At 64.8% G+C, this 23,732-nt stretch carries 20 protein-coding genes and 1 pseudogene; 12 read left to right on the forward strand and 9 right to left on the reverse strand.

Going from position 1 to position 23,732, the window contains the following annotated elements:
• Positions 1–25: 25 nt before the first annotated feature.
• From pheS to QUV11_RS05890, 4 genes are all read left to right on the forward strand, one after another.
• Positions 26–1,117, forward strand: coding sequence for a phenylalanine--tRNA ligase subunit alpha (gene pheS / locus QUV11_RS05875; protein ID WP_300881040.1), 1,092 nt, complete (start codon positions 26–28; stop codon positions 1,115–1,117).
• On the forward strand, positions 1,114–3,585 hold the full coding sequence (gene pheT / locus QUV11_RS05880; protein ID WP_300881041.1) for a phenylalanine--tRNA ligase subunit beta: 2,472 nt from the start codon (positions 1,114–1,116) through the stop codon (positions 3,583–3,585). The genes pheS and pheT overlap by 4 nt, the downstream gene beginning before the upstream one ends.
• 118 nt (positions 3,586–3,703) lie before the next feature.
• The gene (locus QUV11_RS05885; protein ID WP_300881042.1) at positions 3,704–5,269 is read left to right on the forward strand and encodes a peptide chain release factor 3; all 1,566 of its coding nucleotides are present in this window, start codon (positions 3,704–3,706) and stop codon (positions 5,267–5,269) included.
• A 39-nt stretch (positions 5,270–5,308) separates the two neighbouring features.
• Positions 5,309–6,112, forward strand: coding sequence for a 3'(2'),5'-bisphosphate nucleotidase CysQ (locus tag QUV11_RS05890; RefSeq protein ID WP_300881043.1), 804 nt, complete (start codon positions 5,309–5,311; stop codon positions 6,110–6,112).
• Positions 6,113–6,311: 199 nt separating this feature from the next.
• On the opposite strand, the gene QUV11_RS05895 is transcribed toward QUV11_RS05890, so the two are convergent.
• Entirely contained in the window at positions 6,312–6,842 is a 531-nt protein-coding gene (locus QUV11_RS05895; protein ID WP_300881044.1) for a helix-turn-helix domain-containing protein, read from the reverse strand.
• A gap of 170 nt (positions 6,843–7,012) precedes the next feature.
• Between QUV11_RS05895 and QUV11_RS05900 the strand changes: the two genes are divergently transcribed.
• Both QUV11_RS05900 and QUV11_RS05905 read left to right on the forward strand, forming a co-directional pair.
• Complete coding sequence (locus tag QUV11_RS05900) at positions 7,013–7,351, forward strand: hypothetical protein (RefSeq protein ID WP_300881045.1); 339 nt, start codon at positions 7,013–7,015, stop codon at positions 7,349–7,351.
• Between the two features lie 209 nt (positions 7,352–7,560).
• Positions 7,561–9,654, forward strand: coding sequence for a bifunctional (p)ppGpp synthetase/guanosine-3',5'-bis(diphosphate) 3'-pyrophosphohydrolase (locus tag QUV11_RS05905; protein WP_300881046.1), 2,094 nt, complete (start codon positions 7,561–7,563; stop codon positions 9,652–9,654).
• Between the two features lie 9 nt (positions 9,655–9,663).
• On the opposite strand, the gene QUV11_RS05910 is transcribed toward QUV11_RS05905, so the two are convergent.
• The 3 genes from QUV11_RS05910 to QUV11_RS05920 all read right to left on the reverse strand — a co-directional run bounded on the left by QUV11_RS05910 (position 9,664) and on the right by QUV11_RS05920 (position 11,924).
• Positions 9,664–10,398, reverse strand: coding sequence for a DUF2807 domain-containing protein (locus tag QUV11_RS05910; RefSeq protein WP_300881047.1), 735 nt, complete (start codon positions 10,396–10,398; stop codon positions 9,664–9,666).
• Positions 10,395–11,051 (reverse strand): class I SAM-dependent methyltransferase, encoded by a 657-nt coding sequence (locus QUV11_RS05915; protein WP_367279842.1) that lies wholly within the window; start codon positions 11,049–11,051, stop codon positions 10,395–10,397. The genes QUV11_RS05910 and QUV11_RS05915 overlap by 4 nt, the downstream gene beginning before the upstream one ends.
• Positions 11,052–11,159: 108 nt before the next feature.
• A complete protein-coding gene (locus tag QUV11_RS05920) occupies positions 11,160–11,924 on the reverse strand; it encodes a head GIN domain-containing protein (protein ID WP_300881048.1) in 765 nt (254 codons plus the stop codon).
• Between the two features lie 176 nt (positions 11,925–12,100).
• Here QUV11_RS05920 and QUV11_RS05925 point away from each other — a divergent pair, with 176 nt between their 5' ends.
• Complete coding sequence (locus QUV11_RS05925; RefSeq protein ID WP_300881049.1) at positions 12,101–13,084, forward strand: LacI family DNA-binding transcriptional regulator; 984 nt, start codon at positions 12,101–12,103, stop codon at positions 13,082–13,084.
• Positions 13,085–13,123: 39 nt separating this feature from the next.
• Here QUV11_RS05925 and QUV11_RS05930 read toward each other — a convergent pair whose 3' ends face one another.
• Positions 13,124–14,479, reverse strand: coding sequence for an MFS transporter (locus QUV11_RS05930; RefSeq protein ID WP_300881050.1), 1,356 nt, complete (start codon positions 14,477–14,479; stop codon positions 13,124–13,126).
• 179 nt (positions 14,480–14,658) lie between these two features.
• Here QUV11_RS05930 and QUV11_RS05935 point away from each other — a divergent pair, with 179 nt between their 5' ends.
• From QUV11_RS05935 to QUV11_RS05945, 3 genes are read left to right on the forward strand one after another with little or no spacing between them, the layout of a single operon-like run.
• Positions 14,659–17,148, forward strand: a complete 2,490-nt coding sequence (locus QUV11_RS05935; protein ID WP_300881051.1) for a TonB-dependent siderophore receptor — start codon at positions 14,659–14,661, stop codon at positions 17,146–17,148.
• A gap of 8 nt (positions 17,149–17,156) precedes the next feature.
• Positions 17,157–18,293 carry a glycoside hydrolase family 68 protein gene (locus QUV11_RS05940; RefSeq protein ID WP_300881052.1) on the forward strand — a complete coding sequence of 379 codons (1,137 nt, stop codon included), beginning with the start codon at positions 17,157–17,159 and terminating at the stop codon, positions 18,291–18,293.
• Positions 18,283–19,170, forward strand: coding sequence for an ROK family protein (locus QUV11_RS05945; RefSeq protein ID WP_300881053.1), 888 nt, complete (start codon positions 18,283–18,285; stop codon positions 19,168–19,170). Before QUV11_RS05940 ends, QUV11_RS05945 begins: the two co-directional genes overlap by 11 nt.
• Before the next feature lie 6 nt (positions 19,171–19,176).
• Here the strand turns inward: QUV11_RS05945 and yghU are convergent, their stop codons facing one another.
• From yghU to QUV11_RS05965, 4 genes are all read right to left on the reverse strand, one after another.
• Complete coding sequence (yghU, locus tag QUV11_RS05950) at positions 19,177–20,064, reverse strand: glutathione-dependent disulfide-bond oxidoreductase (RefSeq protein ID WP_300881054.1); 888 nt, start codon at positions 20,062–20,064, stop codon at positions 19,177–19,179.
• Between the two features lie 171 nt (positions 20,065–20,235).
• Positions 20,236–20,460: a hypothetical protein gene (locus QUV11_RS05955; RefSeq protein ID WP_300881055.1), complete on the reverse strand. Its 225-nt coding sequence runs from the start codon at positions 20,458–20,460 to the stop codon at positions 20,236–20,238.
• A 421-nt stretch (positions 20,461–20,881) separates the two neighbouring features.
• Positions 20,882–21,265 carry a DUF1428 domain-containing protein gene (locus tag QUV11_RS05960; RefSeq protein WP_300881056.1) on the reverse strand — a complete coding sequence of 128 codons (384 nt, stop codon included), beginning with the start codon at positions 21,263–21,265 and terminating at the stop codon, positions 20,882–20,884.
• On the reverse strand, positions 21,262–21,951 hold the full coding sequence (locus QUV11_RS05965; RefSeq protein WP_300881057.1) for a glutathione S-transferase family protein: 690 nt from the start codon (positions 21,949–21,951) through the stop codon (positions 21,262–21,264). Before QUV11_RS05965 ends, QUV11_RS05960 begins: the two co-directional genes overlap by 4 nt.
• 152 nt (positions 21,952–22,103) lie before the next feature.
• On the opposite strand from QUV11_RS05965, the gene QUV11_RS05970 reads away from it, so the two are divergent.
• Positions 22,104–22,775 (forward strand): helix-turn-helix domain-containing protein, encoded by a 672-nt coding sequence (locus QUV11_RS05970; RefSeq protein ID WP_300881058.1) that lies wholly within the window; start codon positions 22,104–22,106, stop codon positions 22,773–22,775.
• Positions 22,776–22,850: 75 nt separating this feature from the next.
• A pseudogene (locus tag QUV11_RS05975) lies at positions 22,851–23,492 on the forward strand (magnesium chelatase domain-containing protein); the annotation flags it as partial.
• Between the last annotated feature and the right edge of the window lie 240 nt (positions 23,493–23,732).

The raw sequence follows: 23,732 nt of genomic DNA on the forward strand, positions 1-23,732 counted from the left end.
ATTTCACAAATGGGAAAATCGCACCGTGGCCGACGTTGAGCAGTTACAGCAGGACTATCTCGCGCAGATCGAAGGCGCAGATCTGGCAGGTCTGGAAGAAATTCGCATCGCTGCGCTGGGCAAGCAGGGCGCGATCTCCGGCCTGCTCAAGACGCTTGGGCAGATGAGCGCCGAGGAACGCCAGGAACAGGGTCCACGGATCAACGGCGCGCGCGAGGCGGTGACCCAGGCGATCGCCGCGCGCAAGGATGCGCTCGAAGGCGCAGCGCTCAACGCGCGGCTCGCTGCCGAGGCGATCGACCTCACTTTGCCCGCCACCGCCAGCCCGCAAGGCTCGGTGCATCCGGTCAGCCAGGTGATGGACGAGCTCGCCGAGATTTTCGCGGACCTCGGCTTTGCCGTCGCGACCGGCCCCGAGATCGAATCGGGCTGGTACAATTTCACAGCGCTGAACATGCCCGAAACGCACCCGGCGCGCGCGATGCACGACACCTTCTACTTCCCCGACCGCAATGCGCAGGGCGAAGAGATGCTGCTGCGCACGCACACCTCGCCGGTGCAGATCCGCACGATGATGGCGCAGAAGCCGCCGATCCGCATCATCGCGCCGGGCCGCACCTATCGCAGCGATTCGGACGCCACCCACACCCCGATGTTCCACCAGGTTGAAGGCCTCGTGATCGACAAGGGCATCACCATGGCGCACCTCAAATGGACGCTCGAGACCTTCGTGAAGGCGTTCTTCGAGCGCGATGACATCGTGCTGCGGCTGCGCCCGAGCTATTTCCCGTTCACCGAGCCCTCGGCCGAGGTCGATGTCGGCTTCACGGTCGATAAGGGCAAGCGCGTCATCGGTGGCGACCCCACCGGCCCCAATGGCGGTTGGATGGAGATTTTGGGCAGCGGCATGGTCAACCCCAAGGTCATCGAACATTGCGGGCTCGACCCCGACGAGTGGCAGGGCTTTGCCTTTGGCTGCGGCATCGATCGGCTCGCGATGCTCAAATACGGCATGGATGACCTGCGCGCGTTCTTCGACGGCGACCTGCGCTGGCTGAAGCACTACGGCTTCTCGTCGCTCGATGTTCCCACTTTGAGCGGAGGAGTCGGCGCATGAAGTTCACGCTAAGCTGGCTCAAAGAGCATCTCGATACCGATGCCTCGCTGACCGAAATCACCGACCGGTTGACCGCGATCGGGCTCGAGCTCGAAGGCGTAGAGAACCCCGCCGACGTGCTGCGCCCGTTCAAGATCGCGCGCGTGGTCGAGGCCGGGCCGCACCCCAATGCGGACAAGCTCCGGCTGCTCAAGGTCGATGATGGCTCGGGCACCCCCTGGCAGGTCGTCTGCGGCGCGCCCAATGCGCGTCAGGGCCTGGTCGGTGTGTTCGGCCCGCCCGGGACATACGTCCCCGGCCCCGCCTTCACGCTCAAGCCCGCCAAGATCCGCGATGTCGAGAGCTTCGGCATGATGTGCTCGTACCGCGAGCTCGAAATGGGCGAGGACCACGACGGCATCATCGAACTGCCCGAAGATGCACCGGTCGGCACCAGCTTTGCCGATTACGCCGGGCTCGACGATCCGGTGATCGACGTGTCGGTCACCCCCAACAAGCAGGATTGCATGGGCGTGCGCGGAATCGCGCGCGATCTGGCGGCATCGGGGATCGGAAAACTTCTCCCTCTCTCCTTCAGGGGAGAGGGCCGGGGAGAGGGGCCTGGTCAGCATGTTCCCCCCTCCCAACCCTCCCCCCTAAAGGGTGGAGGGCTTTTGCCTGGCCCCGACGTCCGCACCGACGATGCGGACGGCTGCCCGGCGTTCTACGGCTGCACCGTCACCGGCGTCACCAACGGCGCGGCGCCCGACTGGATGCAGGCGCGGTTGAAGGCCGTCGGCCAGAAGCCGATCTCCGCCTTGGTCGACATCACCAATTACGTGATGATCGATCTGGGCCGCCCCCTGCACGTCTATGACATGAGCACGCTGTCGGGCGGGCTGGTCGCGCGCAAGGCCAAGGACGGCGAGCAGGTGCTCGCACTCAACGGCAAGACCTACACGCTCGATGCCAGCATGACCGTAATCGCCGACGACGCCCAGGTGCACGATATCGGCGGGATCATGGGCGGCGAGCATTCGGGCGTGGCCGAGACCACCACCGATGTGCTGATCGAGTGCGCCTATTTCGACCCCGAGCATATCGCACGCACCGGGCAGAAGCTGATGCTGACGAGCGATGCGCGCCAGCGCTTCGAGCGCGGCGTGGACCCGGCGTTTCTTGACGATGGGCTCGCGATCGCGACCGCCTATGTCACGCAACTGTGCGGTGGCACGGCGAGCGAAGTGACGCGGGCTGGAACGCCTCCGGCCGAGGCGCGGACGGTGTCGTACGATCCGGCCTATTGCGCGGCTTTGGGCGGTATCGATGTCCCCGCCGACGAGCAAAAAGCGATCCTCGAGCGCCTCGGTTTCACCATCGACAGCAGTTCGACCCCTTGGACCATCACCGTCCCGACTTGGCGGCGCGATGTCGCGGGGAAAGCCGATATCGTCGAGGAAGTGGTGCGGATCACCGGGATCGATGCGATCCCCTCGACCCCGCTGCCGCGGCTGCCCGGTGTCGCCAAGCCCACCGCCAGCCCGGCGCAGTTGCAGGAACGCCGCGTGCGGCGTCTGGCGGCGGCGCGCGGGCTCAACGAGGCGGTCAACTGGTCGTTCATTTCGGACAAGGAAGCCGCGCCCTTTGGCGGCGGTGACTGGACGCTGGCCAACCCGATCAGCGAAGACCTCAAGGTCATGCGGCCCTCGCTGCTGCCCGGGCTGCTGTCGGCGGCCAAGCGCAACCTCGATCGCGGCGCGGGCTCGGTGCGGCTGTTCGAGGTCGGGCGACGCTATTTCAAGGCCGAGGATGGCACCAGCCTCGAGCGCGCGACGCTTGGCATCGTGCTGGCGGGCGACAAGGTGAGCCGCGACTGGCGCTCGGGCAAGGCGCAGGCGTTCACCGCGCACGACGTGAAAGCCGAGGTGCTGGCATTGCTCGAGGCCGCTGGCGCGCCTGCGGCCAAGCTGATGGACTTCGCGCCCGATAGCGCAGGCCCCGGCGATCACTATCATCCGGGCCAGGCGGCGACGCTGCGGCTCGGGCCCAAGAACGTGCTCGCGGCGTACGGCACGCTGCACCCCTCGACCGCCAAGGCGTTCGGCTTCAAGCCGGTGCACGGAGCGGTGATGGTCGCCGAGCTGTTCCTCGATGGCATCCCGCTCAAGCCCCGTGGCTCTGCGATGCGCGAGGCCTATGCGCCCCCCGCCTTGCAGGCCGTCACCCGCGACTTCGCGTTCCTCGTCGATGCCACGATGGCGGCGGGCGATCTGGTCCGCGCGGTCAAGGGCGCGGACAAGAAGCTGATCACCGATGTCCGGGTGTTCGACAGCTTTGCAGGCGCCGGCGTGCCCGAGGGCAAGCTCTCGCTCGCGATCGAGGTCACGCTGCAGCCGGTGGACAAGAGCTTTGCCGATGACGACCTCAAGGCCATCGCCGATGCCATCGTCAAGGCCGCGGCGAAGCTCGGCGCGGAATTGAGGGGTTGATTTTGAGTCGGTCCCCTGCGCAGGCAGGGGCCCATCTCCTGCCCTCGCGCCTGGATTCACCGTCCGAAGATGGATCCCCGCCTTCGCGGGGAAACGACACACTAGCAAAGCCGATACCATGACCGCCCTCAACCGCCGCACCTTCGCCATCATCTCGCATCCCGATGCGGGTAAGACCACGCTCACCGAAAAGCTGCTGCTGACCGGCGGCGCGATCCATCTGGCGGGCGAGGTCAAGGCACGCGGAGCAGCGCGGCGCGCCCGGTCGGACTGGATGAAGATCGAGCAGCAGCGCGGAATCTCGGTCACCTCGTCGGTGATGACCTTCGAACGCAAGGGCATCACCTTCAATCTGCTCGACACCCCGGGGCACGAAGACTTCTCCGAAGACACCTATCGCACGCTGACCGCAGTCGACTCCGCGATCATGGTGATCGATGCCGCCAAGGGGATCGAGCCGCAGACGCGCAAGCTGTTCGAGGTCTGCCGGTTGCGCAGCGTGCCGATCATCACCTTTGTCAACAAGGTCGACCGCGAGGGCCGCGACCCGTTCGAATTGCTCGACGAGGTCGCCGATGCGCTCGCGCTGGACGTGTGCCCGATGAGCTGGCCCGTCGGCATGGGCGGCCAGTTCGAGGGCGTGTTCGATCTCGCGCGCAACCGCCTGATGCAACCCACCGGGCCGTCGCGCGAGTTCGACGGATCGTTCACGCAAGTGACAGGTCTCGACGACCCCGCGCTGGCCGACAAGCTCACCGATCAGGCGCTCGAGCGTCTGAGCAGCGAGGCCGAACTGGCGCAGGGCGGCTATGCCAGCTTCGATCTGGAAGCCTACCGCCATGGCGACCTGACGCCGGTGTATTTCGGCTCGGCGCTCAAGCAGTTCGGCATCGAAGAGCTGATCAACGCGATCGCCGACCACGCCCCGCCACCGCGCGCGCAGCCCGCGCAGCCCGAGGCTGTCGAGCCGACGCGCAAGGACGTCACCGGATTCATCTTCAAGGTGCAGGCCAATATGGACCCCCAGCACCGCGACCGCATCGCGTTCATGCGGCTGGTGTCGGGAACGTTCAAGCGTGGCATGAAACTGGTGCCTTCGGGCCATGGCAAGCCGATCGCGGTGCACTCGCCGATCCTGTTCTTCGCGCAGGACCGCGAGCTTGCCGATGAGGCCTTGCCCGGCGACATCATCGGTATCCCCAACCACGGCACGCTGCGGGTGGGCGATACATTGTCCGAAAAGAACGACGTCCGCTTCACCGGGCTGCCCAATTTCGCGCCCGAAATCCTGCGCCGCGTGCAGCTCAAGGACCCGACCAAGACCAAGCAGCTGCGCAAGGCGCTCGACGACCTCTCCGAAGAGGGCGTGATCCAGGTGTTCTATCCCGAGATCGGCAGCCAATGGATCGTCGGCGTGGTCGGCCAGCTCCAGCTGGAGGTATTGATCAGCCGTCTGGAAGCCGAATACAAGGTCGAAGCGGTGCTCGAGATGTCCCCGTTCGACACCGCGCGCTGGATCACCGGACCGTCCGATGCGCTCGAGGGCTTCAAGCGCATCTCGATGAACAACCTTGCCAAGGACCGCGACGGCAACCCGGTGTTCATGGCGCGATCGGCCTGGGACATCGGCTATCAACAGGAAAAGAACCCCGATATCGCGTTCAGCGCCACCCGCGAGCGTTGAGGGACTTTTGCAACGGCGTGCGCCGCGCTAGAGCGAGCCATGCAGTCGCGCACCAAGGTCTCCCCTGACACCATCCGCCATATCGTCGAGGAGGCGAGCACAATAGCCATCACCGCGTTCGCGCGCGCAGGCGGCGACCTGCAGGTGTGGGACAAGATGCCCGGCGATCCAGTCAGCGAAACCGATCTGGCGGTCGACAATTTTCTGCGCGAGCGGCTGGGCGCGCTGGTTCCCGATGCAGGCTGGCTGTCCGAAGAGACCGCCGACGATGCCGGGCGGCTCGATTGCGGGCGCATCTGGCTGGTCGATCCGATCGACGGCACCCGCGATTTCGTGCGCGGGCGCACCGGCTGGGCAATCTCGGTGGCACTGGTCGAGGATGGCCGCGTCGTGATGGGCGTGCTCGCGGCCCCTGCGCGCAACGAATACTGGATCGGCGCGCGTGGACGCGGCGCGTTCCTCAACGGCAAGCGCCTCAAGTCGAGCCGCCGCACCAGCTTCCCCGGATCGCGGGTGCCCACCGACACCCTGCCCAAGGCCGATGTCGATTTGCAGGTTGTCGAAAAGCCCAACAGCATCGCGCTGCGCATGGCGATGGTCGCCGACGACCGCGCCGACCTGCTCGCGACCTTGCGCTGGTGCTATGAATGGGACATCGGCGCCGCCGCGATCATCGCCGAGGAAGCCGGCGCGCGCGTCACCGACGCGCTGGGCGGCGAACTGCGCTACAACAAGCCCCGCGCCAATGCCTTCGGCGTATTGTGCTGCGCGCCGGATATCCACGAAGCGGCGGTCGAACGGCTGCGCGAGCGTGCGGTGCGGTTGTCGGCAGGCGGGGGCTGAGCCTCCTCTCCCCTACCGCTTGCGGGAGGGGTGGTTGAGGCGTAGCCGAAACCGGGGTGGGCCTGAACAAATCCTCCCCTTTAAGGGGAGGGGGACCACGAAGTGGTGGAGGGGTGTCAGCCTCTCGCTGACGTGGACACCCCTCCGTCAGTCCTGCGGACTGCCACCTCCCCTTGCAGGGGAGGATTGGAAGTCGTCCTCAAATCGTCGCGATGCGCTTGACCACGCCTTCGTGGTCGTCGTCGACCGCTCCGGTGTTGAGATCACCGATGTCGATCCAGCACAGATCGTGATGGGTCAGCACGCGGCCATCATGCGCCAGGATCGAGATCGGCTGGATCGCGCGGCGATCGCGTTCGTCGACCAGCACCGGGTTGGAGGGCACGCCGCTCTCCCACTTCTCTCCCCATTGGCGCAGCGCAATCATCGTCGGCAGCAGGTCAAGCCCCTTGTCGGTGAGCCGGTACTCGATCTTGCGGCGATCATCGACGCACGGCGCGCGCTTGAGGATGCCGCTTTCGACCAGCCGGGTCAGCCGGTTGGAGAGGATGTTGCGGGCGATGCCCAGTTCCTCAAGGAACTCCTCGAAATGGTGCAGCCCGTTGAACGAGGCGCGCAGGATCATGAACGACCAGCGCTCGCCCATTGTCTCGAGCGCCTGCGGCAGGCTGCAGCAGGCAGCGATTTCAGCGAGCGGTTCGCGCAGTTTGGCGGGAGTGGGTTGGGTCATGGTCATCATATCCGGTTGCGGACTGCCATCTTTATCCAAAATCGCAGCAAAGCCAATGAAAATTCAGTTTCTAGTTGCAACTCGAAACCTATTTAAGTAAGTAGTGATTCGCAACTCAAATTACACCTGCCTATCTCCCTCCCCGGGAAAACATTCGAAAGGACACGACCATGACCCGCTTTGCCAACACCCTCACCCAGATCGCTTTCGTCGCTGCTGCCTCGCTCTCCAGCATGGTGATGCTGCAAGCCAGCACCGCCAGCGCCCAGACCCCGCAGACGAGCTACTTCAACGCCGAGCTGGCCAGTCCGGTCGAAAAGACCACCAAGATCATCCAGGGCGTGGTGTGGCAGTGCGAAGGCACGGTGTGCACCGGCTCAAAAGCCACCTCGCGTCCGATCAACGCCTGCACCCGCCTGTCTCGCAAGATGGGTGAAGTCACCTCATTTGCAACCCGCAGCGAGCCGATGGCGGGCGACGACCTTGCCGCCTGCAACGCCAAGGGCTGAGCCTTTCCCCTACCCCTCCGGCCGACGGATGGCGCTTTTGGTACTCCCACACTGAAGCTGCCCACCTGTCGGCAAACCTTGCGCGCCTGTGCCCTTCGGGTTCCGTGTCCCTTGCCCCGCCCTCAGACCCTTGGGCGAAACGGGACCCACCCCATTGCACAGGCGCGTTTTTCTGTTGCATTTGAAGGCAAAGCACCGACATTCAGCGGGTGTTGAGACAATATGAACTGGTCGAGCGGGTCAAGGGGTATGACCCGGATGCCGATGAGGCGCTGATCAACCGCGCCTATGTGTTTTCGGTGCAGAAGCACGGCAGCCAGAAGCGCGCCAGCGGCGACCCCTATTTCAGCCATCCGATCGAGGTCGCGGGTCTGATGACCGACCTCAAGATGGATGTCGAAACCATCATCACCGCGTTGCTGCACGATACGGTCGAGGACACGCTGACCACGATCGAGGAAATCGAGCGGATGTTCGGCCCCAAGGTGGCCGAGATGGTCGACGGTGTCACCAAGCTGTCCAAGATCGAAGCGCAAACCGAAAGCGAGCGCGCCGCGGAAAACCTGCGCAAGTTTCTGCTGGCGATGTCGAACGATCTGCGCGTGCTGCTGGTCAAGCTCGCCGACCGGCTGCACAACATGCGCACGCTGCATTTCATCTCCAGCGCGGACAAGCGCAAGCGTATCGCGCGCGAGACGATGGACATCTTCGCGCCGCTGGCCGAGCGCGTCGGCATGTACGAATACATGCGCGAGATGCAGATGCTGGCCTTTCGCGAGCTCGAGCCCGAGGCCTATGCGACCATCGTCGGGCGGCTGGACCAGATCAAGGCCAATGGCGAGAATCAGGTCGAGACGATCGCCGATTCGCTGAAAAGCGAACTGGGCGCACACGGCATCTCGGCAGACATCAGCGGACGCGAGAAGCACCCTTATTCGATCTGGCGCAAGATGGCCGAGCGCCACGTGTCTTTCGAACAGATGACCGACATCATCGCGTTCCGCGTGCTCGTCGACAGCATCGACGATTGCTATACGGCGCTGGGCCATATCCACCGCAAGTGGAAGATGATTCCCGGCCGGTTCAAGGACTATATCTCCACCCCCAAGCGCAACGGCTATCGTTCGCTGCACACCGCGATCATCCATGGCCGCTCGATGCGCATGGAAATCCAGATCCGCACGCATGACATGCACCGGCAGAGCGAATTCGGGCTGGCGGCGCACTGGGCCTACAAGCAGGGCGGGTCGCGCCCCGATGGCCAGGCCGGATGGATTCGCGACCTGATCGAAATTCTCGACACCGCGCAGGATGCCGACGAACTGCTCGAGCACACCCGCATGGCGATGTACCAGGATCGCATCTTCGCTTTCACCCCCAAGGGCGCGCTGCATCAGCTGCCCAAGGGCGCCACCGCGGTCGACTTTGCCTATGCCGTCCACACCAACCTGGGCAATCAGGCGGTGGGCGTGCTGATCAATGGCCGCAACGTTCCGCTGCGCACCGCTTTGTCCAACGGCGACATCGTGGAAATCCTCAAGTCCGAGGGCCAGGAGCCGCAGACCAGCTGGCTGGGCTTTGTCACCACCGGCAAGGCGCGCGCTGCGATCCGCCGCTATGTCCGCGACAAGGAGCGCGAGGAAACCGCCGCGATGGGCCGGGTGATCTTCGACGAGATCGCCGGGCGCCTGCCGGTCAAGATCGGCAAGAAGGCGCTCAAACAGGCGCTCGAGCGGCTGGAGATGGAGGACGAGACCGATCTGCTGGTGGCGATCGGCACCAACCAGATCACCGACCACGACCTGATGGATGCGCTGGTCCCCGGCAGCAGCAGCGAGCTCACCGCCTTGCGCGAGTTCCCCCGCCAGGACCGCGCGATCTCGATCCGCGGGCTGACGCCGGGCGTCGCCTTCCAGCTCGCCGAATGCTGCCACCCCGTCCCCGGCGACCGCATCGTCGGGCTGCGCCGCCAGGGCGAGCATATCGAGGTGCACACGATCGATTGCCTCAATCTGGTCAGCGGCGTCGATGCCGATTGGATAGACCTGTCATGGGAGAGCGATTCGGAAGGCGCGACCGCGCGGATACGGGCGATCCTCTACAACCGCCCCGGGACGCTCGCCGACATGGCGGGCATCTTCAGCCATCACAAGGCGAACATCGTCAATTTGAAGCTGACCAACCGCGACCAGCCGTTCCACACGTATGAGTCCGATCTAGAGGTACATGATGTCGGCCATCTGATGCAGATCATCATGGCCCTGCGCGCGTCCGAATCGGTGGCGAGGGCAGACCGCATATAGCGGCTGGGTCTAGCGGGGCCGTTCCACCACGCCGCCGCAGGTCACGGTGCTGACCCCCGACTGACGTACCGTGCAATCGGGCTTTCCACCCACCTCGACATCGGCGGGGCCGGTCACCGAGATGCGCGCCGGTCCATCCACGGTCAGCCGTGCGCGCACCGGACCTTCGCCGTAGAAATCGAGCGCAGCCAGCGTGAGATCACCGCCATCGAAAAGCCCGTCGCCCAGCATCACCGCGCGCGCACTGGCGGCTGTGCCGCCGACCTTGAGGCTACCGCTGCCGTTGACATTGAAGACCACCGCTTCGGCGGCCATCGATCCCACCTCGAGCGCTCCGTTGCCATCCATCGTGGCGTTGGGCTTGGTACCGGCCAACCTGTCGATCCGCGCGCTGCCATGGCCCAGCATGGTCAACGAATGCACAGCCCGCGCGCTCAGCCGGACCAACGGCAACGCATCGGGGGTCGCAGGGCGATTGCGCGCTTCGGTCGGGATGTCGCGCCGTGCGCGGCGGATATGCAGTGTGTTGCCCTGCACCCGGACGCTGAGCGCCTGAAGCGCACGCGGGTCGCCGCTGGCCAGCGCGAACGGCGCGGCATCCGAGGTGATCACGACCGCGACATCGCCCTCGATCCGCACCGTATCGAACGCCGGCAGGGTAAATCTGCGTTCGGCTGCCTGGGCTGCGCCCGATGCGGCAGCGCAGGCCAACAAGGCCGCCGGTATCATCGTTGCAGCCTTCATGCCCGTGCCTCTCCCATTTCAAGCCACCCCAGGAATCGGGGCGTCTTGGGCATATACTGGCTATGGCAATTGCTGAGGTGAAAACCTCGCGCGCGGAAGGAATCGCTCACCGGTCGGGTGAGATGGCACCCCCCGGCGATTTTCTTCCACATCGGCTCTATCCGCTGCTGCCAGCGTGCGGGGCCGCTGTCTGGTGCGGCGCCGTGTTCGAGAAACAGGATGGTTCCGCCAGGTCGCAACACCCTGCGCATTTCGCTCAGCACAGCCTTGGGATCCTGCACCGAGCACAAAGTGAAGGTGGTCAGCACGGTATCGAAGCTGGCATCGGCAAAAGGCAGCGATTCGGCCATGCCGGGACGAAAATCCGCTTCGAACCCGCGGGCCCGTGCCTTGGCGCGCGCGGTATCGAGCAGCTGCGGCGAGGGATCGACGCCTGACAGCGCGGTGACCCTGGCCCGGTCATAATGATCGAGATTGATGCCGCCACCACAGCCCAGTTCCAGCACATCGCCGTGGGCGCGCGGCACGATGCGGCCACGCGCCTTGGCAACCGCAGGCTGGCTGCAGCAGAAGGTGATCAGCCGGGGCATGATATTGCGGTCCCAGAAATTGGGAGCAACGCCATGCTGGCTGCTGGTTTGCGATGCGCTCAATTCGGCCTCCCCGGCGCGGCACCTGCAAGGCCGCTTCTGCCGGGACACTCTAGCAAGGTTGCGCCGCGCGCAACGGAATTTGCGACGGCAAGCCCGGCGCGCGACGTATCAACCGCAGGTCAGGCTGCCCGATCCCATCGCGCTGCTTTTGCACTTGGCGTTGCCCTTGATCGTGACATCGCCCGATCCCATCAGGCTGGCCTCGACCGAACCTTCGGATGCCATCGTCACATCGCCCGACCCGGCAATCGAGATATCGACGGTATCGCTGCGGAAACGTTCGCCGAGTACGCTGCCCGATCCGGCAATCGAGATATCCGCGGTTTCGGCAGTGCCGACCAGCCGAAGCGATCCGCTGCCGGCGATCGAGCCTTCGAGCTTTTTGGCGGTGATGCTCGCGACCGCGGCGTCGCCCGACCCTGCGACAGTCAGTTCGACATCGTCGCCGTCCATCCGATCGATCTTGGCCGACCCGGACCCGGCCAGCACCAGTGCGCGCAAGGCGGGCGCGCTCACCGCGATCGTCGCTTCGCCCGAATCGCCGAAGCTCCAGCCTGAAGATTTGCGCCGGATGCGCAGTTCGCCGTTGCGCACCTTGTATTGCAGCGCTTCGAGCGCCTTGGCATCGCCGGTCGCGCGGACGGCATGCGCGCCGTCGGTCACGAACGTGAGATCGTCAGGCCCGGCCAGCGTGATCCGGTCGAACGGCTCGCCCGACCAGCGCGCCGCCCAGCCCTCTCCGCCCCCACGTTCGCCAGACGATTCTTCCATGTCGGCTACGAAATCGAATTCGGCAGCATCCGACATCTTCCACGCGCCAATGGCGACGACTCCGACGATCAGGACAACTGCGGGCTTCCAGTTCAGGGCCATGATGGCGCCTCCCTCGTTGTGTATTGCTGTATTAATACACAGCAAGCCCGCAGATGCAAGCGGTTCGACCGCATGGTTCTTTGGCTCGACGGGAGCCAGACGAGCGATTAGACGTAAAACTGCCATGGGGGGCAAAGCATCGCGCAAGAAAGGCTCAGGTCATCAGCAAGATCGGGATGCAGGAACTGGCAGAGCTGGCCGGGGTATCGGTTTCCACCGTATCGCGGGCGCTGGCCGGGAAGACGATCATCAACGCCAAGACCCGCGAACGGGTGGTCGAGCTGGCCCGCGCGCATGGCTTCAAGCCCAATCAGGCCGCCCAGAACCTACGGCTGCGCCGCGCGCAGGCGATCGGGGTGGTGATCCCGATGGGCCACGAGATCGACCAGCACCCTTCCGATCCGTTCTTCATGACCATGCTCGGCCATCTCGCCGATGCACTCACCGAGCGCAATTTCGACCTGCTGCTGTCGCGGGTCATTCCCTCAGGCGATGATTGGCTCGATGATCTGCTGGGCTCGGGGCGAGTCGATGGCGCGATCGTCATCGGCCAGTCGGACCAGATCGCGGTGCTCGATGCGGCCGCCGCGCACCATCGTGGGCTGGTGGTGTGGGGTGCACAGGTGCCGGGGCAAAAGCACGTGTCGGTCGGCTCGGACAATGTGCGCGGCGGACTGATGGCCGGGCGTCACCTGATCGAGCGTGGCAAGCGCAAGCTGCTGTTCCTGGGCAACCCCAGCCCGCCCGAATTCGGGCAGCGCCAGCAGGGCTTTCTGCAGGCCTGCGCCGAGGCGGGGCTGGCCGATCAGGTCCACACTCTGCCGATCCACCTGACCTCCGAAGCCGCCTATGCGGCGGCCAGCGCGTTTCTGGACGACCACCCGGGAATCGACGGCATTTTTGCCGCGTCCGACGTGGTGGCGATGAGCGTGCTGCGGGCGTTGTCCGAACGCGGCATGGCGGTGCCGGGCGATGTCGCGGTGGTCGGCTATGACGATATCATGCTCGCCGCGCATACCAGCCCGCCGCTCACCACCATCCGTCAGGATCTGGAAAAGGGCGCGCGACTGCTGGTCGACATGCTGTTCCGCCAGATCGACGGCGAGACCTGCGTCTCGGTGCAACTCGAGCCCGAACTGATCGTGCGGGCTTCAAGCTGAGCTGCTCTCCCCTCCCGCTTGCGGGAGGGGAGAGGCGTGTTACGTGCCCGCAACTTCCGTCCGCACCCGCAATGTCGCGACCGCGCCGCACAGCATCAGCACGCCGGCCAGCAGGATCGCGTTGCGCGGGTCCGATCCCAGCAAGGGGGCGTAAATCAGCGGCATGGTCATCGTCTCGATCAGCATCGGCACGACGATGAACATGTTGAAGATGCCCATATAGACGCCGGTGCGCTCGGGGGGGATGCAATCGGCGAGCATGACATAGGTGTTGCCCATCATGCCCGCCCAGCCCAGGCCGATGCCGATCATCGGCACGAACAGCGCCACGCGCGAATCGAGCATCGGCAGCGCCAGCATCGCCAGGCCTGATGCCACCAGACACACCGCGTGCACCGGCTTGGCGCCCAGCCTGCGCACGACGGGGATCAAGGCCAGCGCGGCGACGAACGCCACGGCGTTATACGCAACCCCCATCTGCTGCGCGGTCAGCGAGGCCGAGATGAAGTCCGCGTTGTTGCCGCGCGCGCTGTCCGGAAACAAGGTGCGCGAGACCGACAGCGCGATGAACTGCCAATAGACGAACATCGCGTACCATTGGCACAGCATCGCCCAGGCCAGCTGACGCATCGGCTGCGGCATGGCGATGAAGGCATCGCGGATTTCGGCCAGTGCGGCGGTGGCGCCCATCGGCTTGGCTGCCATTTCGGCGACCTGGGCCTCGGTGAGCTTGAGCTCGGGCACGCGCACCACCGACCAGACGATGGTCGAGATCGACAGGATGGCGCCGATGACGAACGCGATTCGCACGATCACCGGAATGCCGTTCAGGTCGACCAGGTTCTGGCTGATGCCGAACCCGACCAGCAGGCTGGGCGTGGCATAGGACAGGCACTGGGCCAGCCCGGTAAACGCGCTCTGCACCAGAAAGCCCGCGGGTCGCTGCTGCGGCTCGAGCCGGTCGGCGATATAGGCGCGGTAAGGCTCCATGGTGATGTTGTTGCCCGCATCGAGCAGCCACAGCAGGCTGGCCGCCATCCACAATGCGCTCGAATAGGGCATCAGGAACAGGCACAGCGAACAGATCACCGCGCCGACGAGAAAATAGGGCGTGCGCCGACCCAGCCTGGAGTGCGTGCGATCGGACAGCGCGCCGACGATCGGCTGGATGATCAGCCCGGTCATCGGCCCCGCCAACCACAAGAGCGGCATCGTCGCTTCTTCCGCGCCCAGAAAGGTGTAGATCGGCGTCATGTTGGCCTGTTGCAGACCGAAGCTGAACTGCAGCCCGAAAAAGCCGAGGTTCATCTCGACGATGCGCAGCAGCGACAGGCGCGGCGGCCTCGCCATCATGGCAGACGTTCCGGATGCTGATGCATGAGTAGCGCTGGTCATGGCCCAATCCTCGATCCTGATGGCGTCTTACCGTGCGCCTTGACGATGATGCTAGGCGGCCCGGCGATGCTTTGGCAAGCCTTTTTGCAAACGATTGCAGTTTTAGCTTGCAAACGATTGCGGGGTTCCATAGCCTCCAGCGCTGAAGCCGGAGTACCGGCCAGTTCAGGAGAGGTATCATGTCGATTTTGAAGGCCCTGCGCGTTCGCAGCGCATATGCGGCACTGGCCGTTGCCACCGCCACCATCACCCCTGCAGCCTTTGCCCAGGACGCATCCGCGCAGGATGGCGCACAGGATGACCTGCAGTCCGACGACGTTATCGTCGTCACCGCCGTTGCGCGCGGCGCCAATGTCCTCGACAGCTCGATCTCGGTCAGCTCCTTGAGCGCCGATCAGATCGCCACCACCGCCCCGCGCAGCGCGGCGGAAATCTTCCGCAACATCCCCGGCATCCGCTCCGAATCCTCGGGCGGCGAAGGCAACGCCAACATCGCGGTACGCGGCCTGCCGATCGCATCAGGCGGCGCCAAGTTCCTGCAGCTGCAGGAAGACGGACTGCCGATCCTCGAATTCGGCGACATCACCTTCGGCAACTCCGACATCTTCCTGCGCGCCGATCTCAACATCGCGCGGGTCGAAGCGATCCGTGGCGGTTCGGCGTCGACCTTCGCCTCCAACTCGCCCGGCGGCGTGATCAACATGATCTCCAAGACCGGCAAGGACCAGAACGGCGGCACCATCCAGGCGACGCTCGGCCTCGATTACGACGAGAAGCGGTTCGACTTCGATTATGGCGGCAGCCTGGGCCAGGACCTGTATTTCCATATGGGCGGCTTCGTGCGTCAGGGCGAAGGGCCGCGCGACATCGGCTATAACGGCAACCGCGGCGGCCAGATCAAGGCCAACATCACCAAGGAATTCACCGGCGGCTATATCCGCTTCTACGGCAAGTATCTCGATGACCGCGCGGTCGGCTATCTGCCCAATCCGGTGCAGGTGACGGGGTCCAACGCCAACCCGAACTATTCCAACGTTCCCGGCTTCGACATCCGCTCGGACAGCCTGCACTCGCGCTTCTTCCGTTCCGCGCTGAGCCTTGACGGCAACAACCAGCCGCGCCGGTTCGATATCACCGCCGGCCAGCGCCCCTTGGTCAAGGCTTTCGGATTCGAAGGCGAGTTCGAGGTCGCCGATGGCTGGACGGTCACCAACCGCTTTCGCTTTTCCGACGTGTCGGGCGGCTTCGTCTCGCCCTTCCCCGGATCGTTCGACACCGCCGCCAACACCGCGTCCGCGATCGGCGGTGCAGGATCGCGGCTGGTGTTCGCCAACGGTCTGCAGGCCGGGCAGAACGTCCCCAATGGAGCGCTCGTGGCCAGCGTCGTGCTGTTCAACACCCGGCTCAACAGCCTCGACAACATCACCAACGATCTGCGCATCACCGGCGATTTCGCGGTCGGCAGCGGCACCGCCACGCTAACCGCCGGCTTCTACAAGTCGCGTCAGGACATCAACACCGACTGGCTGTGGACGTCGCACCTGCTCGAGGTGCGCGGCGGCGGCGACGCGGCGCTGATCGATGTGGTCAATGCGGCCGGCACGCGCCTCACCGACAATGGCACCGTGGCCTATGGCGCCAGCTTCTTCGGCAACTGCTGCCGCCGCAGCTATGATCTGCAATATGATACGAACGCGCCCTTCGCCTCGCTCTCGCTCGAATTCGACCGGCTGACGCTCGACGGCAGCATCCGCTATGACTTTGGCGATGCCTCGGGCCGCACCTTTGGCTCGGATCTGGGGGGCGGCCGCGTTGGCGTGACGGCGTTCGATTTCAACGGCAACGGCGCGATCAGCCCGGCAGAGGCGCAAACCGCGACCATTCCCTTGGGATCGCCTGCGCTGGTCGATTACAGCTACGACTATTTCAGCTACTCGTTCGGCGCGAACTATCGCTTCACCGACAGCCTCGCCGCCTTTGCACGCTACAGCCGCGGTGGCCGGGCCAACGCCGATCGACTGCTGTTCAACAACGACAACGTGAACTTCGTCACCGGCGCCATCGCGAACGAAGGTATGGCGGTCGACTTCGTCAAGCAGGCCGAAGCGGGCATCAAGTACCGCTCGGGCGGCGTCGCGGTCTATGCCACGGCCTTCTACGCCGAGACCGAGGAAACCAACTTCGAGGCGACCACCCGCCAGACCTTCGACCGCGTGTTCAAGGCCAAGGGGCTTGAGGTCGAGGCGTCGTACCGCACAGGCGGCTTCACGCTCAGCGCCAGCGGCACCTATACCGATGCCGAGATCAGCCGCGACCGGATCAGCCCGGCGAACGAAGGCAACACCCCGCGCCGCCAGGCCGATTTCATCTATCAGCTGAGCGGCCAGTACGAGCAGGACATGTTCAGCCTGGGCGCGAACATGGTGGGCACCACCGATAGCTACGCCCAGGACAACAACCTGCTGGTGCTGCCGGGCTTCACCCAGGTCAACGCCTTCGTCGCGGTCCGCCCGATCGAACGCGTGCAGCTGTCGATCAACGCCAACAACCTGTTCGACACCCGTGGCTTTACCGAAGCCGAGGAAGGCGCGATCCCGGCCAACGGCTTTGTCCGGGCGCGCTCGATCAACGGGCGCACCATATCCGCCACGCTGCGCTACGACTTCTGACGCAGCCCATGACGACTGCCTGGACCGCCGCGCACATTGCCGCCATTGCCGATCAGCCCATGCCTGCCATGGGTCTGATCGGCGAGGCCGAAGCGGCGCGGATACTGCCCGATCTGCTGCTGTGGGATATGTGGCCGCTGCAAATGCCCGACGGCCGCCTGGCTCCGGTGAACGCCGGCAGCCTGTGGATGGTGCTCGCCGCGCACGATCGCGGCGATCCGATCCTGCGGCATTTCGAGGCGAAAATCCGGTTGCTCCACCTGGATGCCACCGGCTGGCACGACCTGGGCGACATGCTGCCGCAGGGGCTGGGCGATCATGAGCGTGAATGGTCGGGCTCTGCGGTGCTTGAGGACGGCATCGTCACCTTGTATTTCACGGCAGCAGGCTATGCGGATACCCCCGGCGGCTTCCAGCAGCGGCTGGTGGAGACCACCGGCACGCTTGAGGCCGACGGGCGGATCACCGGATGGACCGCTGTGCGCGAGTGCTTTGCCGCGGATGGCACGGTCTATCTTCCTGCCGACAGGCACGATGGCGCCCCCGGCACCGTCAAGGCTTTCCGCGACCCCGCGTTCTTCATCGACCCTGAAGACGGCGCGCGCTATCTGGCATTCACCGCATCGCTGGCGGCATCGGACAGCGCGTTCAACGGTGCCGTCGGTTTGGCACGGATGGAGCAGTCAGGCCGATGGCAGCTGCTGCCTCCGGTCGTTCATGCCGATACGCTCAACAACGAGCTTGAGCGCGCGCAGATCATCGCGCATCAGGGGCTCTATTATGTCTTCTGGTCCACCCAGCGCAGCGTGTTCGCCCCCGATGGCCCCAGCGGCCCGACCGGCTTTTACGGTATGGTGGCGCAGACATTGTCCGGCCCCTGGCGCCCGCTCAACGGCACCGGGCTGGTAATCGCCAACCCCGAGATCGAGCCGATGCAGGCGTTCAGCTGGTATGTCAGTGCCGAGCTTCTGGTGTGCAGCTTTGTCGACCATTGGGGGTTGGGCGGCCGCGACCCCGCACAAAGTGCGTTCACCACGGCCGAGACCTTCGCGGGCACGCCTGCGCCGATGGTGCGGATCGCGCTCGACGGCGAGACCAGCCGCATCGTCGAGAGTTTCCCGATGGACCGCCTTCATGCCCGCTGATCGCCCGCTGCTCGGCGCGATCGAGGCGGGCGGCACCAAATTCGTGCTCGGCGTCGGCCATGGGCCCGATGCCATCATCGAGCAGACACAGATCGCGACGCGCGACCCTGCAGCGACGCTGGCTGAAACCCACGCCTTTTTCGCGCAACATCCCGGTATGGCCGCGATCGGAATCGGCTCGTTCGGCCCGCTCGAACGCGATACGAACGCGCCCGATTGGGGCCATATCCTCGCAACCCCCAAGCCGGGTTGGAGTGGGTGCGATATTGCGGGCAGCGTGGCGCGCGCGTCCGGCGCCCGAGTCGCGTTCGATACCGATGTCAACGCGGCGGCTCTGGCCGAAGCACGGCTGGGCGCGGCCCGCGAGGCCAGGGTCAGCGTCTATGTCACCATCGGCACCGGCATCGGCGGCGGCGTGATCGCCGATGGCCGTATCGTGGGCGGCATTGGCCATCCCGAGCTGGGCCATATGCGGCCGCGCCGCGCCGCCGACGACCGCGACTTCGAAGGGATCTGCCCGTTTCACGGCGATTGTCTCGAAGGACTGGCCAGCGGACCTGCGATCAAGGCGCGCTGGGGTCAGTCGCTCTCGCATCTGCCAGCCGAGCGTCCGGCCCATGCGCTCATCGCGGGTTATCTGGCAGAAATGTGCAACACCCTGCGTGCCGCGCTGGCACCCGACGCGATCACACTGGGTGGCGGGGTGATGGACACGCCGGGCCTGTTCGAGCGGATCGTCGAGGCGGCCGCCGCCAGCGACGGAGGCTATTTCGCATCCGCCGCCGCGCAGGTCATCCGCCGCCCTGCCCTCGCCCCCGTATCCGGGTTGGCGGGAGCATTTCTGCTGGCAGCGGACATGCTCCAGGCGGACGGCTGAGCGCGATCAGGTTGCGGCGGGCTCCGCCAGCTTGTCCTGTGTGCGCAGGTCGAAATCGCTGGCATCGTGGCGCTCGTGCAGCTGCTGGCTGAGGTCATCGCCCCAGGCGCGGTTGACGATCTTGCCGCGTTGCACCGCGGCCCGCTGGCCGACCCTGTCGGCCCAGCGCAGCAGATGGGTGTAGTCCTGCGCCTGCAGAAATTCTGCCGCATCATAGACGACACCGGTCGCCACGCCGCCATACCAAGGCCAGATCGCGATATCGGCGATCGAATATTCGTCGCCCGCCATATAGTCGTTGTCCGCCAGGTGCCGGTTGAGAACGTCGAACTGGCGCTTGGTTTCCATGGTGAAGCGGTCGATGCAGTATTCGATCTTGATCGGGGCATAGGCATAGAAATGCCCGAAACCGCCGCCGAGATACGGCGCGCTGCCCATCTGCCAGAACAGCCAGTTGATCGCGGCTGCCCGCTTGGCCGGATCGGTCGGCAAGAAGGCGCCAAACTTTTCCGCCAGATACAGCAGCATCGAGCCCGATTCGAACAGGCGAGTGGGTTCAGGCGTGCTGTAATCGACCAATGCGGGGATCTTGCTGTTGGGATTGATCGCCACGAAATCGCTGCCGAACTGGCCGCCCTGGCGGATGTCGATCAGCCAGGCGTCATATTCCGCGCCCGAGTGGCCGGCTGCGAGCAGCTCTTCGAGCATGATCGTGACCTTCTGGCCGTTCGGAGTCGCCATCGAATAGAGCTGCAGCGGATGCTTGCCCACCGGCAGCGTCTTGTCGTGTGTTGGCCCGGCAATGGGCCGATTGATGCTGGCAAAGGCCCCGCCATTGTCCTTGTCCCAGGTCCAGACGGCGGGCGGCGTGTAATCGGCGGGGAAATTGGTCATGGGCTGGTGCTCCGCATCGGGGGACGGTTGAGGCAGGGAGGTGCGAAACCCGACCATAGGGGCGGACCGCCGCCGCAATCAACCGACGCGCGCCCAAGCGGCAACAAAAAAGGGCGGCCATTGCTGGCCACCCTTTTCCGAATCAGTTCCTGAACTCTTCTTGCGAAGAAATCAGGGGCTGTTGGGCTCATCATCATCAGCGATGATGATGATGCCGCCGATCACGGCGGCAGCAGCCACGACACCAATGATGATGCCGGTGCTGCCCTCTGCGTCGCTCTCTTCGCTCGAGGCGCTGGACACGCGAGCTGCGGAAGTCGCAGCCTGTGCCAGAACCGGAGCGCCGACCATCGTGGTCAAAGCAAGCGCAGCCAGTGCGGTCTTTGCAAGTTTCATAGAATTGTCCCTTCAGACATGCTGCTAGCAGTCGCCATATCCCACAACGAATTCGCAAATGCAACATGGATTGGGCACTCAGCACGGGAGTTTCATCGCTCTTTTCAGTCGCTTCGTCATAGCCCCAGAACGAAGGAAATTCTCGCGCAATCAGTGATGTAACGTTAAGACCGATATCGCATCCTATGCTGTAACGCCGCGCTCGGCGCGCAACGATTACATGGGCCCGGGGCCATCATGGCAGTTTGGACGGGCGATCACCTTGTCTGTTCTGCGTATTGCCTCGTGCAACCTCGCTTCGTTCGATGCACGCCGCCCGGGTCAAGCGAGCGCCATGGAATGCGCATGCACCATCGGCATCGGGGGTCATCAAATCGTACCAGAGGAAATCGCCGTGCCTGTTGGTCACGGCCGGTCCTCCTCAGGCTGTCAGGTCGACCACCGGGACAAAGCCGCCGAAGATCATTCTCTTGCCGTCGAACGGCATCGGATTCTTGGCAGGATCCATGCGCGGATCAAGTTTGGCGGGATCGGACATCATCTCGGTCATGTGCGCCATCGCCGCATCGCGCGTGGCCTTGTCGGGCCATTCCACCCAGCTGAACAGTACCGCCTCTCCCTCTTCGGCTTTGACCGCCATGCGAAAATCGGTGGTCTTGCCTGCGGGCACATCATCGCCCCAGCACTCGGTGATTCGCAGCGCGCCCATCTCGATGAACATGGCATCGGCGGTGCGCGCGTGTTCGATGAACTTGTCCTTGTTGGCTTCGGGGCAGGCGATCACGAATCCGTCGATATAGCTCATGCGGCTTCTCCTTGCTGTGCGCCGGGTGGCGGGTCGGGGGTGAACGCGGCGATCTGTGCGCCGAGCGCGCGGGCGAAGGCGGGGCGCGCGGTGGCGCGTGCCAGATAGCGCGCGAGAACCGGCCGCTCGGCCAGCAGACCGGTATCCTGCGCCTCGCGCAGCACCGTCGCCATCGCGATGTCGGCGATGCTGAAGCGGCCGGTCAGCCAGTCCCGCTCCCCCAGTGCCGTCGCCAACCGGTCAAACCGCTCGCCGATGAACGCAAGCAGGCTGGGCTTGCGCAGCTCGGCCCAGGGCTCTCCGGCGGCAAACAAGGTGACCTGGCCCAGCTCGAACATCATCGGCTCGATGCTGTTGAACGCGGCGAACAGCCACGACAGCGTGTCGGCGCGCGGCTGCGGCTCGACCGGCAGCAGATGCGGGTGCCTTTCGCCCAGGTGCAGCAGGATCGCGCCCGATTCGAACAGCCTGATACCGCCGTCGTCGATCACCGGAACCTGGCCCCATGGCTGGTCGCGATAATGCGCGACAGGCCGATCGACCGCGCTGATCAGCCTCTCGGCGTAAGGCAGGCCAATTTCCTCGCACGCCCAGCGTGGACGCAGATCGCGAACGAAGCCCTGCGCAAAATCGGGGACCCAGTCGAAGGCCGTGATGACAAGGCTGGCATTGGGATCAACCGGCATGATCAAGCTCCTGCTGCCGGATAGTGCGAGGTTCGTGCGGCTGTCCCCACCTCGTCCGGGATGCGACTCGCATCAGGCTTGTGCAGGGTCTCAATACCCCTTAGAAAAAGCAACTGGAAAGTTATCTTTAATAACCTAGACGAGCCATGCCCTTGAAAAAACGTCAATACGATGATGCCTGCGCGGCCACCCATGCCATCGATATGCTTGGCCAGCGCTGGGTGCTGCCGGTGATGCGCGAACTGATGCTGGGGCCGAAGCGGTTCACCGATCTCAAAAGCGATCTGCGCACGATCAGCGCCAATGTCCTCACCCAGCGACTCGAAATGATGGAAGAGCGCGGGGTCATCACGCGATTGCGGCTCGCGCCTCCGGCTTCGGGCCAGGCGTACGGGCTTACCCCCTGGGGCTACCAGGCCGCGCCGATCTTCCAGACCATGGCCCGCTGGGGCGCGCGGTCGCCCGAGCATGATCCGGCCGCCCCGATGAGCGCAACCTCGCTGGTGCTATCCTTGCGTTCCATGGTCGATCCCGAACGCGCCGCCGGGTTCTGCGCGCTGGTCGGCCTGCATCTCGGACGCGAGACCTTCACGGTCGATTACAATAGCGGCGCGGTGGCTATCGCGCGCCGGACGCTGCCGCAGGACCTTGATGCCGTGATCACCGCGGACCCCGATGCCGTTGCCGCTCTGGTGCATTGTGCGGTGCCGCTGATCGATCTTGAAACGCATGGACGGATGGCGGTTTCCGGCGACCGCTTCGTGATCGAACGGATGGCAACGCTCTATCCGCCGTGTACGCGGGCACAACTTCCACCAGAATGACGCAAACCTCGCGAATCCCCTCGACCCCACGGCATGGACGCGTCAGTCTCGCGCCAGAACAAACAGGGGGCATTGATGGTCGCCATCGTCCAGACCGTGGCGTATCTGGGGCTCGAGGCGCGCAGCGTCGAGGCGCAGGTGCGGATATCGCCGGGGATGAACAAGGGCATCGCGGTGGTCGGCCTTCCTGACAAGGCGGTGGGTGAAAGCCGCGAACGCGTTCGCGCCGCCATCGCCTCGCTGGGTCTGGCGCTCCCTCCCAAGCGCATCACCGTCAACCTGTCGCCCGCCGATCTGCCCAAGGAAGGCTCGCATTGCGATCTGCCGATCGCGCTGGCGATGCTGGCGGCGATGGGGATCATCGATGCCGAATTGGCCAGCGAATATGTCGCGGTGGGCGAACTCGCGCTCGACGGACGGATCGCCGCCTCGCCCGGCGTATTGCTCGCCGCGCTGCACGCCTCTGCCACCGGACGCGGGTTGATCTGCCCGGCGGCGCAGGGGGCGGAAGCGGCTTGGGCGGGCGGCATCGACGTGATCGCTGCGCCCGATCTGCTGACCTTGCTCAACCACCTCAAGGGCAATGGCCGGCTCAGCCCGCCCAAGCCCGGCATCGCCGAAGCGCCCGCACCGGGCCCCGACCTCAAACAGGTCAAGGGGCAGGAGACCGCCAAGCGCGCGCTCGAGATCGCGGCTGCCGGGGGCCACAACATGGTAAGATAATATACGGTTACACCCATGAGCCGGAGCAGTCTGCAACGGCATGCTGGCAGGAGCCTAAAATGGGTCGCAAACGCAATGTATGTTATGAAGTAGTGCTTCGTGATGGTGGTGGGGGGTATTGGCTCACGATTGAGCCGCAGCACCGGACATTCTCCGATGAATTTCTCCTGAGCAAATCCGAGCTACACAGTAGGGCGGTCGCAGTCGTAAGCTCCTTAGGCACGGTCGTCCTGC

The sequence above is a fragment of the Blastomonas sp. genome (genome assembly GCF_030373265.1).
Taxonomy (GTDB): Bacteria; Pseudomonadota; Alphaproteobacteria; order Sphingomonadales; family Sphingomonadaceae; genus Blastomonas.